The following is a 17351-nucleotide window of genomic DNA, read 5'->3' as shown; positions in this document are numbered from 1 at the left end:
GGGGCCGCGGCCCTGCCATCGAGCGAGAGGTCACGCGTGATCACATTCGACGCTGTCACCAAACGCTATCCAGACGGCACCACCGCCGTGGACGCCCTCTCCCTTGAGGCGCCCACCGGCGAGATCACCGTGCTGGTGGGCCCTTCGGGCTGCGGGAAGACGACGTCCCTCCGGATGATCAATCGCATGATCGACGCTTCCGAGGGACAGATCCTCCTCGACGGGGTGCCCGTGAGCGGCATCGACCCGCCCACGCTGCGCCGCGGCATCGGGTACGTCATCCAGCAGGCCGGCCTCTTCCCGCACCGGAAGATCGTCGACAACATCGCGACGGTCCCGTACCTGCTGGGCTGGGACAAGAAGAAGGCCCGCGCGCGGGCGATGGAGCTGCTCGAACGCGTCGGCCTCGACCCGGCCTTCGCCAGCCGCTACCCCTTCCAGCTCTCCGGCGGGCAGCAGCAGCGCGTGGGCGTGGCCAGGGCGCTGGCCGCCGACCCGCCCGTGCTGCTCATGGACGAGCCGTTCAGCGCGGTCGACCCGATCGTCCGCACCAGCCTCCAGGACGAGCTGCTGCGGCTGCAGGCCGAGCTGAACAAGACCATCGTGTTCGTCACCCACGACATCGACGAGGCGATCAAGCTCGGCGACCGGGTGGCCGTGCTGCGCGTCGGCGGGCGGCTGGCCCAGCTCGCCGACCCCAAGACGCTGCTGTCGGAGCCGGCCGACGACTTCGTCCGCGAGTTCCTGGGCCACGACCGGGGGATCCGGCGGCTGCAGTTCATCTCCACGAAGGGGCTGCGGCTGCGTACCGACCTGACCGTGCGCGAACGGGCGGCCAGCGACGAGCCGTGGCTGCTGGTCGTGACCGACGACGACCGGCCCGTGGGCTGGTTCGCCGGGTCGCGGCCCGAGGAGCTGGAGCCGTACGGGACGTTCGTGCTCGGCCGCGACTCGATGCGCTCGGCCCTGGACGCGGCGCTGCTGTCGCCCTCCGGCTGCTCGGTCGCCGTGGACGAGGACGGCAGGGTCGTCGGCGTGGCCACCAGGGAGGCCCTGGACGAGGCGCTGGCGGAGGCCGCCGATGCGTGAGGGTCCGCCCAGCATCTGGGAGTGGATCGCCCGCAACTGGGACACCGGCCGCGCCGACAGCATCAGGAACCTGCTGACCGACCACCTGACCATGTCCCTGGTGCCGATCCTGGCCGCGCTGGTGCTGGCGTTGCCGCTCGGGCTGGCCTGCGTGCGCTGGCGCTGGCTCTACCAGCCCACCTCGGGCCTGATGAACGTCGTCTACGCGCTGCCGTCGCTGCCGGTGTTCATGCTGCTGATCTCGGTGACCGGGCTGTCGCAGACCACCGTGATCATCCCGCTGACCTTCTACGGCATGGCCGTGCTCATCCCGGCCGTGGTCGACGGGCTGAACTCGGTGCCCGACCACGTGCGCCAGTCGGCCGTCGCGATGGGGTTCACGCCCATGCGCCGCCTGCTGCAGGTCGAGCTGCCCATCGCCACACCGGTGGTGCTGGCCGGGCTGCGCGTGGTCGCGGTCTCCAGCATCAGCCTGGTCAGCGTGGGCGCGCTGATCGGCCAGGGCGGGCTCGGCGGGCTGTTCACCCGGGCCTACCAGAACCCGTTCATGCCGCCGGTGGTCACCGGCATCGTGCTGATCGTCGCGCTGGCGCTGGTCGCCGACGGCCTGCTGGTCCTGGCCCAGCGCCTGCTCACCCCCTGGGTGCGCGCGCGGAAGGGGACGTCGTGAGCTGGTTGGGCTCGTTCTTCGGCTGGCTGGCCGACTTCTTCGGCACCGGGGCGAACTGGGCCGGCCCCGACGGCATCCCGGCGCGGCTGCTGGAGCACCTGGAGTTCTCGGCCCTGGCGCTGGTGCTGGCGATGCTGATCGCGGTGCCGCTGGGGCTGGCCATCGGCCACACCGGCAGGGGCGAGGTCGTGGTCGTCATCTCGGCGAACCTGGCCAGGGCGCTGCCGACGCTCGGCCTGCTGGTGCTGTTCGTGCTGCTGCTCGGCACGTCCTCGATCTGGCCGGTGATCATCCCGCTGGTGCTGCTGTCGGTGCCGCCGATCCTGGTCAACACCTACGAGGGGATCAAGGGCGTCGATCCGGAGCTGCGCGACGCGGCGTACGGGATGGGGCTGCGCGGCGGGCAGGTGCTCGGCCGGGTGCTGGTCCCGGTGGCGCTGCCGCTGATCCTGCTCGGGCTCAGGCTGTCGGCGATCCAGGTGGTCTCCACCACGACGGTCGCGGCGTACACGGGGCTCGGCGGGCTCGGCCGGTTCGTGATCGACGGTTTCGCGACCAAGGATTATGCGAGCGTTGTGGGGGGTTCAGTACTGATTGTGCTGTTCGCGCTTGTCGTGCAGATCGTGTTCGCCCTCATCCAGAGGGTGACCGTTTCGCCGGGGGTGAGCCAGAGACTGAAGGTTCGATAGTCTCCGGTATTACCTGCCGCTTTAGAAGGGAAATTGACAGATGAGACGCATGATCGGCACCGCGGCGGTGCTCGTGTCGGCGACGCTGGCGCTGGCCGCCTGCGGTGGCGGGAGCGGCGGTGGGGGCAACCCGCTCGACACCACGAGCGCGGCGCCCAGCGGGTCGGCCGCGGCGGCCGGGGGCAAGGCCGTCATCGGCTCCTTCGACTTCGACGAGAGCGTGCTGCTCGCGTCGATCTACGCCCAGGCCCTTGAGGCCAAGGGCGTGCAGGTCGAGGAGAAGCCGCGCATCGGCAGCCGCGAGGCGGTCTACGACCAGGTCAAGAACGGCGGCCTGACCATCGTTCCGGAGTACAACGGCAATTTGCTGGCCTTCGTCGACCTGAAGAACACCGCCTCGACGACCGACGAGGTCAACGCGGCGCTGAAGGAGAAGCTCCCGGCCGAGCTCGAAGTGCTCGACTCCTCCCCGGCCGAGGACAAGGACAGCCTCTCGGTCACCAAGGACACCCAGACCAAGCAGTCGCTGAACACCATCGAGGACCTGGCCAAGGTCTCCAAGAACATGGTCGTCGGCGGCCCGCCCGAGTTCAAGAAGCGGTGGGAGGCGCGCTTCAAGGAGGTCTACGGGCTGGAGTTCAAGCAGTGGGAGCCGAAGGGCCCGGCCACGGCCGACGCCCTGAAGGACGGCTCGATCCAGGTCGGCAACGTGTTCACCACGGACCCCAAGATGCTGGCCAACAACCTGGTGCCGCTCCAGGACACCAAGAACATCTTCCCCGCCCAGAACGTCACGCCGCTGCTGTTCAAGTCCGGCGCGAACGACACGATCCGCACCACGCTCAACGGCATCTCGGCCAAGCTGAGCACCCAGTCCCTGCTCGACATGATGCAGAAGATCTCCGTCAACAAGGACGAGCCCGCCACGGTGGCCAAGGAATGGCTGACCTCCAACGGCCTCGCCTGACGCCCGCGGCGGGGGCCTCCGGCCGGAGGTCTCCGCTGTGAGCGAGTTCACGGAGGCGATGGCGCAACTGGCCGCGGGCGTCGCGGTGATCACCGTCCGGGACGGGCGTGACGACCTGGGCGTGACCGTGTCGGCGCTGATGTCGGTCTCGGCCGAGCCGCCGCTCGTGCTGATCAGCCTGGCCTCCCGCGGCTACCTCTGCGAGGTGCTGCTCCGGCAGGACCGGTGGGCGGCCTCGCTGCTGTCCTCCGGCCAGGCCGCGATCGCCAGCCGCTTCGCCACCGCCGGCCGCCCCAGCGCCCGCCTCCTGCTGGCGGGCACCCCCCACCACCGGGGGGCGCACACCGAGGCGCTGGTGGTCGAGGGCGGTGTGGCGGCCCTGGAGGCCGAGACGACCCAGGTCGTCCCGGCCGGCGACCACACGCTCTTCGTCGCCCAGGTGCTCGCCGTCCCCTATGTCACCCCCGCGCTCCAGCCGCTGGTACGGCTGCGCGCCCGCTACCGGCCGATGGGATGCTGAATGCGCAGTTTCCTCTTCCTCCTGGGCGGCAACCGCCGTGACGGCAACACCGAGACCCTGGCCAGGCACGCCGCCGCCGCGCTGCCGCCGGACGCCGGGCAACGCTGGCTGCGCCTCGACGACCACCCGCTGCCGCCCTTCCGGGACATCCGCCACACCGGCGACGGCCTCTACCCCGTCCCCGAGGGCGCGGAGAAGCTGCTCGCCGAGGCCACGCTCGACGCCACCGACCTGGTGATCGTCTCCCCGCTCTACTGGTACAGCGTCTCGGCCACCACCAAGCTCTACCTCGACCACTGGTCGGCCTGGATGCGCGTCCCCGGCTACGACTTCAAGGCGCGCATGGCGGGCAAGACCGTCTGGGCGGTCACCACGATCAGCGAGGAGGACGAGTCGGTGGCCGATCCGCTGATCGGCACGCTGCGCCTGTCGGCGGAGTACTTCGGGTCGTGGGGCGGCGCGCTCATCGGCTACGCCAACCGCCCCGGCGACATCCTGCGCGACACCGGCGCCCTGGAGCGGGCCGCGGCCTTCTTCAGCCCCGGCGCTCGAAGTGCGGATACAGGGTCGCCTTCGTCCCGGCCTTGACCAGCGTCTCGACGACCCGGCCCGTGAGGTCGACGACGCCCACGCCGTCCTTGACCGGGGCGAGCAGGTGCCGCTCGTCGTACCAGCCGAGCGTCGGGCCCCACACCGGGCGCGGCTCGCCGCCCGGCTCGAACACGTTGAGCGGCAGGCGGCGGCCGTCCGGCGACCACGTGGGCCAGAGCGTCCGCAGGTACTGGCCGTCCCGCTCGGGGTCCTCCGGCACGGGCAGCTCGACCTCGCTCTCCTGCCCGACCGGCGGTCCAGGAAGGTCACCTTCGGCGCGCCGCCCGCGTGGTGGGCCGGCTTCACCTGCCGGCGCTCGTCCGGGGAGACGCTGACCGCGCCGTCCACCCGGGTCCAGGCGCCCTCGGCCGGGTTCCACGCCCACTGGCCGTCCGGGGCGGCGAGGTTGACGATCATGTGTACTCCTCCGATCCCCGTGGATCAGGGAGCATACAAGATCAAATTATCTGATGACGTACCAACCGGGCAAAGAGAGCGGACCGGCGGCGGGCAGGCCCAGCTCGGCCGACAGGCGGGCCAGCGGCCCCCAGGCGTCGAGCCGCATCCTGGCCAGGGCGGCGGACTTGTCCTCGCTGGACTCCGGCCCCCGCAGCCGCTCCAGCGGGTTGATCCTGGGATACACGCGCACGGGGGCGTCGTCGGCGAGCCCCGCGCGCTCGCGGGCCAGGCCGAGGGCGTGCTCAAGGCCGCCCAGCTCGTCGACCAGGCCGTTGGCGTGGGCGTCCGCGCCGGTCCAGACCCGGCCTCTGGCCAGCTCGTGGGCGCGCTCGCGGGTCAGGCCGCGGCTCTCGGCGACCTTGCCCACGAAGTCGTCGTAGATGCGGTCGAGCCACCCGTTCACCCGGTCCCACTGCTCGGAGGAGAAGCCGCGGGCGGTGGAGAACATGCCGGCGTTGACCCCGTCGGCGACCAGTTCAGTATTTATCCCGATTTTTTGGAGCAAGTCAGTCATGACGGGCTTGCCGCCATAAACGCCGATCGAGCCGGTCAGGGTGCCGGGCTGGGCCACGATCACGTCGGCGCCCATGGACACGAAGTATCCGCCGGACGCGGCCAGGTCGCCCATGGAGACGATCACCGGCTTCACCCGGCGGGTCAGCGTCACCTCCCGCCACACCGTGTCGGAGGCCACGTACGAGCCGCCGGGGCTGTCCACGCGGAAGACCACGGCCTTGACGTGCTCGTCCCGGCGGGCCGCGCGCAGCGCCGCGCTGATCGTGTCGGAGCCCATCGCGCCGCCCCCGCCTAGCGGGCTGCGGCCGCTGCGGCCGCTCCTGATCTGCCCGCTGCCGTGCACGAGCGCGATGCCGTCGGCCATGGGGTGCGGCAGCTTCCGCACCGCCGCGCTCCTGGCGTACCGGGAGACGAACAGCAGGTGGGCCTCGCCGCCCGTGGCCCGTCGGACCTCGTCGTACACCTCGTCGCGGTAGGCGAGGGCGTCCACCAGGCCGGTCGCCTGCGCCTCGGAGGCGGTGAAGGGGCCGCGGTCGATCAGTTCGCGCACCTTGGCCGGGTCGAGCCTGCGGCCCTCGGCGATGCCGTGGACGAGCTGCTCGGCGACCGACTCCACGATGCGGGTCATCGACTCGCGGTGGGGCTCGGTCATGTGGTCCTGGGTGAAGGTGTTGACCGCGGTCTTGTACTCGTGCCGCTGCCCGGCCTCGACCGCCACGCCCAGCTTGGTCAGCGCGCCTTTGAGGAAACGCTGCTCCATCGCCACCCCCGTGAGCCCGACGTCGCCGCTGGGCTGGAGGTAGACCCGCTCGAACGCGGTGGCCAGGTAGTAGGGCACCGTGCCGCCGCTGAACTCCCCGAACGTCTCGGCGTAGGCCACCGTCAGCTTGCCGGAGGCGCGGAAGCGGGTGACGGCCTCGCGCAGCTCCTGGACCATGGCCAGGCCCATGGGGTTGCCGCCGAGCTTGACCACCAGCGCCTTGACCCTGGAGTCCCGGCCGGCCCGCCGGAGGCCGGACAGCACGTCCGACAGACGGGTCTTGCGCATGGACAACACCGCGGCGACCGGGTCGGACGGCGGTCCTTCCGTGAGGCCCTCGGTGAGATCGAGCTCCAGGACCAGCGGGCCGGTGCGCCGCTGGCGAAGCTTGTCGACGGTTTCGAAGATCGCCCTGCCTGCGTCCATATAGCCACCCTAAGCGACACATTTCGTGTCGGGCCCGGAACAGGGCCAGGCGGCCGCCCGGGTAGGGGCGTCCGCCTGGAACCTGGGCCGATGCCGGGTCAGCGGTGGTGGTGCAGGGCGGCGTAGACGTTGATGCGGGGGGTGGTGAGCTGGGTTCCCGCGCTGGCGTACGTGATCGGCTTGCCGGTGCGCCGCAACGCGTCGAGGAGCTGGTCGGAGGTGGCGTGCGCGCGCTTCTGCCGCAGCAGCGCGAACGAGCCGGCGACGTGCGGGGCGGCCATCGAGGTGCCGTTCAGCGTGGCGTAGGCGTTGCCGCTGATGGCGGCCGTGATCGAGACGCCGGGCGCGAACAGGTCGAGCATGGCGCCCCGGTTGGAGAAGGAGGCCACGGCGTCCTGCTTGTCGGTGGCGCCCACGGTCACGACGTTGGAGACGCAGGCGGGCCAGGAGACGGAGGCGTCGAAGCCGTTGTTGCCCGCGGCCACGACGGTGGCCACGCCCTTGGCCTGGAGCTGGTCCACCTCGGCCTTGAAGTCGGCGCCGTCGCCCTCGTCGCAGTAGGCGTCGTACTTGCCGCCGCCCAGGCTCAGGTTGACCGCGGCGATGTCGTACTGGTCGGCCAGCACGTTCGCGTACGCCATGCCGGTCAGGACCGAGGAGTCGTAGGCGAGCACGCAGGACGCCGCGGCGCCGCAGTAGGGGGAGTTGTCGAAGCGGCTGAAGACCTGGATCGCGATGATCTTGGCCTTGGGGGCGACGCCGGGGTTCGGGAACTCCTTGGTGGCCTGGCCCGCGGTGATGCCCGCGACGTGGGTGCCGTGGTAGCACAGGCCGTACTCGGGCCGGGGGGCGTTGCGCAGGCACGCCTCGGTCTCGGAGCTGGCCGCGCCGTCGCCGATCTGGAACTGGCTGCCGTTGGGGCACAGCGGCGTCGAGCCGTCGGCCGGGTCGGTGGCGGAGAAGCACGCCTGCGCCGCGATGCGGCGGCCGAAGGCCGGGTGGTCGTTGTCGATGCCGGAGTCGATGATCGCGACGGCGGTGCCCTTGCCGGTGAAGCCCTGCCGGTGCGCCCGGTCGGCGCCGATCAGCGGCACGCTCTGCGCCAGCGAGGGCTCGTTGAGCCGGTCCTTGCGGATCGAGACGACGTCCGCCTGCTCGGCGACCTTCTCCAGCTCGGCGCGGGTGCCGCGGTAGACGAAGAAGTCGAGCTTGCCGGCCAGCTCGGCGGGCGGCGTGGCCACGACGTTGCGCCTGTCCTGCCTGACCCCTTCCGCGCCGGCCAGGGCCGACTGCACCTGGGCGGGCTGGCGGACGCGGACGATGACGCGGTGCTCGCCCGTCGAGGTGACGGCCGGGTCGATCTTGGACTCGGGGTCGGCCAGGGCGGGGGTGGCGACCAGCGACGCAGCGGTGGCGGCGAGGGTGATCGCACCGGCCAGCAGAGACATGAGTCTCAACTGATCCTCCGGGGGGTCAGGGGGCGTTTGTGTAAAGAAGTGTAGATATTGGACAAGAGATGTCAGAGAGGCGCTTGTGTTCTGTTATCGCTTCTTGTCTTGGTAAGCGAAAGGGCCGGATCGTCGGATCAGGCCCTCTCCTGGACGCTGTTGTCAGGCTTTGGGAGTGCTCGGGGCCGTGGCGCTGAACACGTCGATGCGGGCCGTGCGCGCCTGGGCGCCGCCGGCGGCGTAGCCGATGCTGCGGCCCGTGGCCTGCAACCGCTGCAGGCTCTGCGCCACCGTGAAGTCCGGGTACGCCTGCCGCATCAGCGCGAACGCCCCCGCCACGTGCGGCGCGGCCATCGACGTGCCGCTCTTGTCGGCGTAGCTGTCGTCCGGCACCGACGACCTGATGCCCACGCCCGGCGCGAGCAGGTCGAGCAGCGGGCCCCGGTTGGAGAAGTCGGCCAGCGCGTCCCGGTCGTCGGTGGCCCCCACCGCGACGGCGGAGGAGATGCAGGCGGGCGCCGAGACGCCGTCGGGGAAGCCGTTGTTGCCGGCCGCGACCACGGGCGCGACCCCGAGGGAGAGCAGCGTGTCGAAGTCCGGCTTGAGGCTCGCCGCGCTCGGGTCGGAGTCGCAGTTCTCGCGGTACGGCCCGCCGCCGCCCAGGCTCAGGTTCGCCGCCGCGACGCGCCGGGCCGCGGCCACCCGCGCGACGTACTCCAGCGCCAGCTTCTGGTCGGAGGTGTAGCTGAGGAAGCAGGGCGCCTGGGTGCCGATGACCGCGCACGTCATCGCGCTGTCGATGCGGCTGAACACCTGGATCGGCAGGATGCCCGCGGCGGGCGCGACGCCGTCGGAGGGCGCGCCGGTCGTCATCCGGCCCGCGGCGATGCCCGCGACGTGCGTGCCGTGCGAGCAGGCGTTGACGCCGTTCACGACGCACTGGGCGGTCTCGGCGTCCGCGGACCCCGGGCCGGTCTGGCTCGGCTGGTTGTTCGGGCAGAGCGAGACCGAGCCGTCACTGGCGTCGGAGGAGGAGAAGCACGCCTCGTCCACGATCCGGCCGGCGAAGAACGGGTGGTCGCGGTCGATGCCCGTGTCCAGGACGGCCACCGTGAAGCCCCTGCCCGTCCAGCCGGCCGCGTTGGCCCGGTCGGAGCCGATGATCCGGGTGCTCCTGTCCAGGACGGCCGGGCGCAGCTCGTCCTTGTAGACGGCCTGGACGCGGTCGTCCTTCCTGAGCTGGGCCAGCGTCTTGCCGTCCAGCTCGGCGACGAAGAAGTGGGGCGACTGCGCCGCCTCCAGCACCCGGCTGCCCTCGGAGGCCTGTTCGAGATCCTTGGCCACGGCCTGCACGTTCTGTCCCGGCTTGAGCTGGATGATCGACCGGACCTTGCTCTTGGCCTGGACCTCCGCGACGAGGGCGGGGCTGATGACCGGGTCGCCGGTGTCACGCGCGTCGGCGCTCAGCGGTGGCGCCGCGCAGAGCACGGCGGATGTCGTGGCCAGCGCGGCAGCGCAGGCGAGCAGGGACCGTAGCCTCACTTAGTCCTCCGAGGATCAGACCGTCCGGTGTGAGGTGTCCATCCCCTGGTGTGACAAGTGTGATGTCGGTGGCCTATGTGAAAGCAGTGAAAGCTGAGCGGGTTTTTGCCATGCGGCGGGGAAGACGGAAGGGCCGGCCGGCCCTTCCGTCGGTGAAGCCGCCTCAGAGCGACTTGAGCACGTTCTTCGCCGCCTTCCTCAGCGCCGCCTTCGACGCCGCGCCGCTCAGCCGCACCTTCTCGGCGGCGGTCAGCACGGTGGTGCCGTTCCTGCCGTGCGCCCAGTTGAGCCAGGCCGTCAGCAGCGCGCTGTCCAGCTTGTCGCGGGACGTCTTCGTGCCCTTCAGCACCCGGTACGCCTTGCCCAGCGACGACGCCTTGGTCAGCTCGGGGAACACCTTGCTGGCCTTGCCGATCAGCTTCAGGTAGCAGTTCAGCGTGTTGTCGGGGATCGTCCCGCTGCTGCGGTGGATCTCCACGGCCCACTTGCCGGCCGTCATCCTGGCGCCGGCCGTGCCGCGCGTGCAGACGGCGGCGGCCGACGGGGCCGGGGTCGGCGTGACGGTCACCGTCACCGTGACCGTGGGCAGCGGGACCGGCGTGACCGAGGACGTCGGGGCCGGCGCGGGCTGCCCGTCGTCGGGGTCGGGCTGGGGCGTCGGGCCGCTGCCGTCCGTGGGGTCGGGCTCGGGGTCGTCCGTGGGGCCGGTCGTCGGCGACTGCGTGATCGGCGGCTGGGTGCCGGTGCCGGCCAGGGCGGCGCCCACGTCCAGGCGGGGGGTGGTGACCTGGGCGCCGTTGGCCTCGTACTGGTAGGGCCGGCCCGTGGTCTTCAGCGTGTTGATCAGGTCGGCGACGGGCGTCTGCGGCGCGGCGGCCTTCATCAACGCCAGCGCGCCGGCGACGTGCGGCGTCGCCATCGAGGTGCCGCTGTGCGTGGCCATCTGGTTGTCCGGCACCGAGGACTGGATGTCCACGCCGGGGGCGAAGAAGTCGACCAGCGAGCCCCGGTTGGAGAAGTCGGCGATGGCGTCGGCGCCGTCGTTCGCGCCGACCGCGACCGCCGAGGAGACGCACGCGGGGTAGGAGGCGCCCTCGAAGAACTCGTTCCCGGCGGCGACCACGGTCGCGATGCCCTTGGCCAGCAGGGCGTCGATCTTCGGCTTGAAGACCGCGCCCTCCTCGGTGGCGTCGCAGTCGGTCTCCGACAACGCGCCGCCCAGGCTCAGGTTCACCGCCGCGACGGGCTGGGTGAGCGTGGCCACGTAGTCCATGGCCAGCCGCAGCGACGACTCGAAGGCCAGCAGGCACGACGACTCGCCCGTGCAGATGTCCTCGTCGTTCACCCGGCTGAACACCTGCACCGCGATGATCCCGGCGCCCGGGGCCACGCCGCCGCTGCCCGCCGCGATGCCGGCGACGTGCGTGCCGTGCTCGCACAGGTTCACGCCGCCGGACAGGCACTTGGCGGTGGTGGCGTCGGCCGCGCCCTCGCCGGTCTGCTGGGGCTGCCCGTTCGGGCACAGCGACTCCACGCCGCTCTCCACGGCCGAGAAGCACGCCTCGCCCACGAGCCTGCCCCCGAAGTACGGGTGGTCGCGGTCGATCCCGGTGTCCAGGACGACGATGTTCTGGCCCGCTCCGGTGAGGTTCTTCTCGTGGGCCTTGTCCGCGCCGATCTGGGTGATGTTGGACCCCACCTCGGCCGGCGCGTACGTCCGGTCGCGGTGGATGGAGGTGACGCGCGGGTCCTCGGCCAGCTTCGCCAGCTCCTCGGCGGTGCCCTCCACCACCATGAACGACTGGCTCTGCGGCTGCAGCAGCACGTCCACGCTCTGGGCCGCCGCCACGCCGGCCACCGGCTCGTGCTGCGCGGCGTCGGTCAGCTCCACGATGGCGCGGGTGGTGTCGCCGTCGAGCGCGAGGCCCTCCTCCAGCTTGCTCTGGGAGGGCGCCGGCGTCGGCGTCGCCGCGGGGTCGTCGGCGAACGCCGGGACGGAGGCCGATGACAGGGCCAGCACGATCGAGCACACGATCAGGGGGCGAAATCGCACGCGTCCTCCGAGGGGGATGATCTCGGAGTTTAGGGCGATTTATCCCGCCAGCACAGAGCCTGGCCCTGTTTCTCACCGAACTTTCAGCGCACGCACCTCAAACGTTCAACGACCCCGCCGGCCCCGCGGACTCCGAAGGCTCCGTCGGCGCCTCCTTGGTCAGCCACACCGCGCCGAGCGGCGGCACCCGCAACGTCGTGGAGAACGGCAGCCCGTGCCACGGCTCGGCCTCAGCCTCGACCCCGCCCATGTTGCCCACGCCGCTGCCCCAGTAGTCGTAGGCGTCGGTGTTGACGACCTCCGCCCAGTGGCCGCCGTAGGGCAGTCCGAGCCGGTAGCTCTCGTGCGCCCCGCCGCTGAAGTTGACCACGCAGGCCGCCGCCGACCCGTCGGCCGCGTACCGGACGAACGAGAACGTGTTCCCCGACGCGTCGTCGGCGTCGATCCAGCGGAACCCCTCCGGCCTGGCGTCCTGCTCCCACAGCGCCGGGGTCTCCTTATAGAGCCTGTTGAGGTCGCGGACGAGCCGCTGCACGCCCTTGTGCCCGTCGAATTCCAGCACCCACCAGTCGAGCCCGCGCTCCTCCGACCACTCCGAGCCCTGGCCGAACTCGCCGCCCATGAACAGCAACTGCTTGCCCGGATGCGCCCACATGAACGCCAGCAACGCCCTGAGCTGGGCGAACCGCTGCCATTCGTCCCCCGGCATCTTGCCGAGCAGCGAGCCCTTGCCGTGCACCACCTCGTCATGGGACAGCGGCAGCACGTAGTTCTCGGAATAGGCGTAGATGAGGGAGAACGTCATCTGATGGTGGTGGTACTGGCGGAAGATCGGCTCGCGGCGCAGGTATTCGAGCGTGTCGTGCATCCAGCCCATGTTCCACTTGAACCCGAAGCCGAGCCCGCCCAGGTGCACCGGCCGCGAGACGCCCGGCCAGGCCGTCGACTCCTCGGCGATGGTCGAGATGCCCGGAGCCTCCCGGTAGCAGACGGAGTTCATCTCCTTGAGGAACTCGACCGCGTCGAGGTTCTCCCGGCCGCCGTAGACGTTGGGGGTCCACTCGCCCTCGCGGCGCGAGTAGTCGAGGTAGAGCATCGAGGCGACCGCGTCCACGCGCAGGCCGTCCACGTGGAACTCCTTCAGCCAGTAGAGGGCGTTCGCGACCAGGAAGTTCTTGACCTCCCTGCGGCCGAAGTCGAAGACGTAGGTGCCCCAGTCGGGGTGCTCGCCCCTGGCCGGGTCGGCGTGCTCGTACAGCGGGGTGCCGTCGAAGCGGGCCAGGGCCCACTCGTCCATGGGGAAGTGCGCCGGCACCCAGTCCAGCAGCACGCCGATGCCGCGCTGGTGCATGCGGTCCACGAAGTGCCGGAACTCGTCGGGCGTGCCGAACCTGGCCGTCGGCGCGTAGTAGGAGGTCACCTGGTAGCCCCACGAGCCGCCGAACGGGTGCTCGGCCACCGGCAGCAGCTCGACGTGCGTGAACCCCATGTCGGCCGCGTACTCGGAGAGCTGGTCGGCCAGCTCCAGGTAGGACAGCCCCGGCCGCCACGAGCCCAGGTGCACCTCGTAGACGCTCATCGGCCCGAGCTGCGCCGGCCGGTCGCGCCGCGCGGCCATCCAGTCGTCGTCGTCCCAGGTGTAGGCGGACTCGTCGATCACGGACGCGGTCATCGGGGGCACCTCGGTGCGCCGGGCCATGGGGTCGGCCTTGTCGCGCCAGAGCCCGTCGGCGCCGAGGATCTGGAACTTGTACCGCTCACCGGCCTCCAGCCCCGGGACGAACAGCTCCCACACGCCCGACCGGCCGAGCGAGCGCATCGGGTAGGCGGTGCCGTCCCAGTGGTTGAAGTCGCCGACGACTCTGATGCCGCGCGCGTTCGGCGCCCAGACGGCGAACGCGGTGCCCCGCACGTCCTGGTGCTCCATCACGCGGGCGCCCAGGACCTCCCACAGCCGCTCGTGCCGCCCCTCGCCGATGAGGTGCAGGTCCACCTCGCCCAGCGTGGGCCAATGCCGGTACGGGTCCTTGACCTCGTACGGCTCCCCACCGGCGTACCGGACGCGCAGGGTGTAGTCGGGCACCTTGTCCAGCCCGGCGACCGTGGCCTCGAACACGCCGTGGGCCTGGTGTCTCATGTCGTGGGCCGTGCCGTCGTCGAGCACCACCTGCACCCGCTCGGCCAGCGGGCGCAGCGCGCGGAACACCACGCCGCCCGGGACCGGGTGTGCTCCGAGCACGGAGTGCGGATCGTGGTGCGCCCCGCCAGCGAGGCGGTCGAGCTCTGTCCTCATGGGCATGCTCCCAACCCTGCCTTATGATGACCGTCCATCTCAGGCACTGCCCGCTTTCACGGCGACAATCACCGAATGTGCAAAATCCCGGGATGATCGCAGAAGTATGCGGGATCGTCATGGATGATCCTTGGCCGTGTCGTGGCCGGATCCGCCCTGTACAAGGCGATCAGGCGCCCGATGTCTCCGGCAGCAGGTCGTCCACCGGCAGGCCGGCCCCTTCGGCCAGGCCGGCCGCCAGCCCCGCCGCCCCCAGCCCCGCCGTCACGACCGCCGTGATCCGGTCCACGTCGCCCCGCTCGCCCGCCGGCAGCGGCGCGCCGACGGACGCCCTGAGCGCGGCGGCCTTCCCGAGCAGCCGCGCCGCGTCCGCGTATCGGCCGCCGAGCGCCCGCGCCCCCGCCAGCCCCTCCAGCCCGAGTGCGGTCGCGCGCGGGTCGCCCACGTTGCGGGCGGCGGCCAGCCCGCGAAGCTGGAACTCCAGCGCGCCCGCCGCGTCCCCGCGCAGCTCGGCCACGAACCCCAGCTCCGCCAGGATCAGCGCCGCGCCCGGCTCGCCGGAGACGTCCAGCACCCAGTCCAGCCAGCTCAGCAGCAGCCGCTCGGCCTCGTCGAGCCGTCCCTGGCGGCGCGCGCCGAGGGCCAGCCCGATCTCGGCGAACTCCTCGGCCGGACGGTTCGACTGCGACACCGCCAGCCGCCTGGCCCGCTCGTGGTGGTCGTCGGCCGCCGCGTGGTCGCCCCGCAGCATGGCGATCCGGCCCAGGCGGGACAGCGCGTCGGAGACCGAGCTCCACAGGCCCAGCTCCTCGGCCATGCGCAGGCCCTCCGCGCGCAGCTCCGCGGCGCGGTCGTAGTCGCCGATGATCTCGGCGTGGCTGCCCAGGCACTCCGCCGCCCGCAGCTCGCCCCAGCGGTCGCCGGTCCGCCGGAACAGCGCCAGGCCGCGCTCGCCGTCGCGCCGCATGCCCGCCAGGTCGCCGCGCATCCCCGCCCATCTGGCCCGGACGGTCAGGGTGGCGGCCATGCCCCACTCGTCGTCCAGTTCGGCGAACTCCGACAACGCCGTCTCGATCATTCCGGCGCTGATCGACAGATCGTCGTACCCGAACAGGGCGAAGCCGACGAACCACCGCGCCCTGGCCCGCTCCCTGGCGTCCTCGACCGCGGTGAACAGTTCCGTCACGTCAGGGCCCGGCGGCCGGCCCACCAGCAGCCGCATACCCGCCAGCCACGCCCTGGCCCGCGGGGCGCCCGGATCGTCGTCCGCCGCGATCGACAGCGCCGCCTCCAGCGCCCGCTTGCCCTCGCCCAGCCGGCCGCGCAGCACCCAGTACCAGGCCAGGGCGTTCACCAGCCGCAGCGCCTCGGCCGCCGCGCCGAGCCGCACCGCCGTCTCCAGCGCCGCGCGCAGGTTGCCGCCCTCGGCGTCGAGCCGGGCGAGCGCGCGCCGCTGCCCGTGCCCCCGCAGGTGCGGCTCCGCCCGCTCGGCCAGGTCCGTGTAGTGGCGCACGTGCCGGAGCCGCACTTCCGCCGGCTCGCCGGCCGCCTCCAGCCGCTCCACACAGTACGCCGCCACCGACTCCAGCAGCCGGAACCGCGGCTCCCCGTCACCCCACGCCCGCACCACCAGCGAGCGGTCCACCAGCCTGGCCACCGCGTCCAGGACGTCCACGCCCGGCTCGGCGCAGACCTCCTCGGCCGCCTCCAGCGTGCACCCGTCGGCGTGCACGGCCAGCCGCCGCAGCACGACGCGCTCGTCCTCGCCCAGCAGCTCCCAGCTCCAGTCGATCACCGCGCGCAACGTCTGCTGCCGGGCGGGCGCGCCGCGGCGGCCGGAGGCGAGCACCCGGAACCGGTCGTCCAGCCGGTCGGCGAGCTGGCGCGGGGTGAGCGTGCGCATCCGCGTCGCGGCCAGCTCCAGGGCCAGCGGGATGCCGTCCAGGCGGGCGCAGATCTCGGCGACGTCGGCGTCCGGCTCGATGCCCGCGCGCGCGGCGAACAGCTCCGCCGCCGCCTGCGGTCCCAGCGGCGGCACGCTCCACAGCGCCTCGCCCTCGACGCGCAGCGACTCCTGGCTGGTGGCCAGGACGCGCAGCCCGGGCGCGGCCCGCAGCAGCCGTCCGGCCAGCGCGGCGACCTGCTCGACGACGTGTTCGCAGTTGTCCAGGACGAGCAGCGTCCGGGTGCCCTCCAGGACGTCGGCCAGCCGGGCGGTCAGGTCCTGGGCCGCGCCGCCCACGTCGTCGCGCAGGCCGAGCACCGCCGCGACCGCCTCGGCCACCTCGATCGCCGGCGCCCCGGCGCGCAGCCCCGCCAGCTCCACCAGCCACACCCCGCCGCCGAAGCCGGGCGGGCCGGGGGAGTCGGCCGCGGCGAGCGCGAGGCGGGTCTTGCCGACCCCGCCAGGGCCCGTCAGCGTGACCAGCCGGTTCGCGCGCAGCAGGGCGCGCACCTCCGCCACCGCCTCCTCCCGGCCCACGAGGCCGGTGAGCGGCGCGGGCAGGTTCGTCCGCCGCCGCTCCGGCCCGTCGAGCGCCGGGTCCTGCTCAAGGATCGCCTGGTGCAGCGCGACCAGCTCGGGACCGGGGTCGAGCCCGAGCTCGTCGGCCAGCCGCGTCCGCAGGCCGGCGTAGCTGGCCAGCGCCTCGCCCTGCCGTCCGGCCCGGTACAGGGCCCGTACGTGCGCGGCCCGCAGCCGCTCGCGGAACGGGTGCTCGGCCACCAGGTCGGTCAGCTCGGCCGCCAGCAGCCCGTGCTCGCCCAGCCCGAGCCGCGCCTCGGCCAGCTCCTCCAGCGCCACCAGCCGCTGCTCGTCGAGCCTGGCCACGGCCGCCCTGGCGAACTCCTCGTCGGCGAACTCCGCGAAGGCGGCCCCTCGCCAGAGGTCGAGGGCCTGCCGCAGCAGCCCGGCGCGGGTCCGCGGGTCGGCGCTGCGCTGCGCCTGCCCGACGAGGGCGGCGAACCGTCCGGCGTCCACGTCCTCGGGCTCGACCCGCAGCACGTACCCGGGCGCCCGGTACGCCACCAGCTCGCGGTCGCCCAGCACCCGGCGCAGCTGCGACACCTTCACCCGGAGCGCGGCCAGGGCGTTCGCCGGCGGCCTGCCGCCCCACAGGTCCTCGATCAGCCGGTCGGCGGAGACCGGCCGCCCGGCGTGGATCAGCAGGTCGGCCAGCAGCGCCCGGACCTTGACCTCCAGCACCTGGACGGGCTCGCCGCCGGGCCCCCACACGGCGAGCGCCCCCAGCACCCCGAACCGCACTCCACCCCCCATAAGCAACTCCGAATCAGACCATAACCCCCTGCGGGCAGGGTGAAGACATCC

Annotated in this window: 13 protein-coding genes; 6 read left to right on the top strand and 7 right to left on the bottom strand. The window is 72.3% G+C overall.

The window, feature by feature from the left end:
* Positions 1 to 36 precede the first annotated feature (36 nt).
* Genes ACIBQ6_RS09080 through ACIBQ6_RS09055 form a run of 6 tightly spaced genes read left to right on the top strand, consistent with a single transcriptional unit; the run spans position 37 to position 4523 of the window.
* Positions 37 to 1089 carry an ABC transporter ATP-binding protein gene (locus tag ACIBQ6_RS09080; protein ID WP_397210847.1) on the top strand — a complete coding sequence of 351 codons (1053 nt, stop codon included), beginning with the start codon at positions 37 to 39 and terminating at the stop codon, positions 1087 to 1089.
* Positions 1082 to 1759 (top strand): ABC transporter permease subunit, encoded by a 678-nt coding sequence (locus tag ACIBQ6_RS09075; protein WP_352322038.1) that lies wholly within the window; start codon positions 1082 to 1084, stop codon positions 1757 to 1759. Before ACIBQ6_RS09080 ends, ACIBQ6_RS09075 begins: the two co-directional genes overlap by 8 nt.
* On the top strand, positions 1756 to 2448 hold the full coding sequence (locus ACIBQ6_RS09070) for an ABC transporter permease subunit (RefSeq protein ID WP_352352265.1): 693 nt from the start codon (positions 1756 to 1758) through the stop codon (positions 2446 to 2448). Before ACIBQ6_RS09075 ends, ACIBQ6_RS09070 begins: the two co-directional genes overlap by 4 nt.
* A gap of 40 nt (positions 2449 to 2488) precedes the next feature.
* A complete protein-coding gene (locus ACIBQ6_RS09065) occupies positions 2489 to 3415 on the top strand; it encodes an ABC transporter substrate-binding protein (protein WP_357973381.1) in 927 nt (308 codons plus the stop codon).
* Positions 3416 to 3452: 37 nt separating this feature from the next.
* Positions 3453 to 3935: a flavin reductase family protein gene (locus ACIBQ6_RS09060; RefSeq protein ID WP_352352263.1), complete on the top strand. Its 483-nt coding sequence runs from the start codon at positions 3453 to 3455 to the stop codon at positions 3933 to 3935.
* Positions 3936 to 4523 carry an NAD(P)H-dependent oxidoreductase gene (locus ACIBQ6_RS09055; protein WP_358288775.1) on the top strand — a complete coding sequence of 196 codons (588 nt, stop codon included), beginning with the start codon at positions 3936 to 3938 and terminating at the stop codon, positions 4521 to 4523.
* Here ACIBQ6_RS09055 and ACIBQ6_RS09050 read toward each other — a convergent pair.
* The 7 genes from ACIBQ6_RS09050 to ACIBQ6_RS09020 form a co-directional block, all read right to left on the bottom strand.
* A complete protein-coding gene (locus ACIBQ6_RS09050) occupies positions 4471 to 4746 on the bottom strand; it encodes a hypothetical protein (protein ID WP_397210846.1) in 276 nt (91 codons plus the stop codon). The genes ACIBQ6_RS09055 and ACIBQ6_RS09050 overlap by 53 nt on opposite strands.
* 243 nt (positions 4747 to 4989) lie before the next feature.
* Entirely contained in the window at positions 4990 to 6687 is a 1698-nt protein-coding gene (sppA, locus tag ACIBQ6_RS09045; protein WP_397210845.1) for a signal peptide peptidase SppA, read from the bottom strand.
* A 98-nt stretch (positions 6688 to 6785) separates the two neighbouring features.
* The gene (locus tag ACIBQ6_RS09040) at positions 6786 to 8135 is read right to left on the bottom strand and encodes a S8 family serine peptidase (RefSeq protein WP_358289069.1); all 1350 of its coding nucleotides are present in this window, start codon (positions 8133 to 8135) and stop codon (positions 6786 to 6788) included.
* A gap of 162 nt (positions 8136 to 8297) precedes the next feature.
* On the bottom strand, positions 8298 to 9677 hold the full coding sequence (locus ACIBQ6_RS09035; RefSeq protein ID WP_358288766.1) for a S8 family serine peptidase: 1380 nt from the start codon (positions 9675 to 9677) through the stop codon (positions 8298 to 8300).
* Positions 9678 to 9840: 163 nt separating this feature from the next.
* Positions 9841 to 11730, bottom strand: a complete 1890-nt coding sequence (locus ACIBQ6_RS09030) for a S8 family peptidase (RefSeq protein ID WP_397210844.1) — start codon at positions 11728 to 11730, stop codon at positions 9841 to 9843.
* Positions 11731 to 11827: 97 nt separating this feature from the next.
* Entirely contained in the window at positions 11828 to 14023 is a 2196-nt protein-coding gene (gene glgB, locus ACIBQ6_RS09025; RefSeq protein ID WP_397210843.1) for a 1,4-alpha-glucan branching protein GlgB, read from the bottom strand.
* 169 nt (positions 14024 to 14192) lie between these two features.
* The gene (locus ACIBQ6_RS09020) at positions 14193 to 17300 is read right to left on the bottom strand and encodes a BTAD domain-containing putative transcriptional regulator (protein ID WP_397210841.1); all 3108 of its coding nucleotides are present in this window, start codon (positions 17298 to 17300) and stop codon (positions 14193 to 14195) included.
* Between the last annotated feature and the right edge of the window lie 51 nt (positions 17301 to 17351).

The organism is Nonomuraea sp. NPDC049655 (genome assembly GCF_044465465.1).
Classification (GTDB): Bacteria; Actinomycetota; Actinomycetes; order Streptosporangiales; family Streptosporangiaceae; genus Nonomuraea.
This window is presented reverse-complemented; position numbering and strand designations above follow the sequence as displayed.

Coding starts and splice junctions, on each gene's coding strand:
- ACIBQ6_RS09075 (WP_352322038.1), top strand. CDS start 1,082: ATGCGTGAGGGTCCGCCCAGCATCTGGGAGTGGATCGCCCGCAACTGG.
- ACIBQ6_RS09065 (WP_357973381.1), top strand. CDS start 2,489: ATGAGACGCATGATCGGCACCGCGGCGGTGCTCGTGTCGGCGACGCTG.
- ACIBQ6_RS09055 (WP_358288775.1), top strand. CDS start 3,936: ATGCGCAGTTTCCTCTTCCTCCTGGGCGGCAACCGCCGTGACGGCAAC.
- sppA (WP_397210845.1), bottom strand. CDS start 6,687: ATGGACGCAGGCAGGGCGATCTTCGAAACCGTCGACAAGCTTCGCCAG.
- ACIBQ6_RS09040 (WP_358289069.1), bottom strand. CDS start 8,135: ATGTCTCTGCTGGCCGGTGCGATCACCCTCGCCGCCACCGCTGCGTCG.
- glgB (WP_397210843.1), bottom strand. CDS start 14,023: ATGAGGACAGAGCTCGACCGCCTCGCTGGCGGGGCGCACCACGATCCG.
- ACIBQ6_RS09020 (WP_397210841.1), bottom strand. CDS start 17,300: ATGGGGGGTGGAGTGCGGTTCGGGGTGCTGGGGGCGCTCGCCGTGTGG.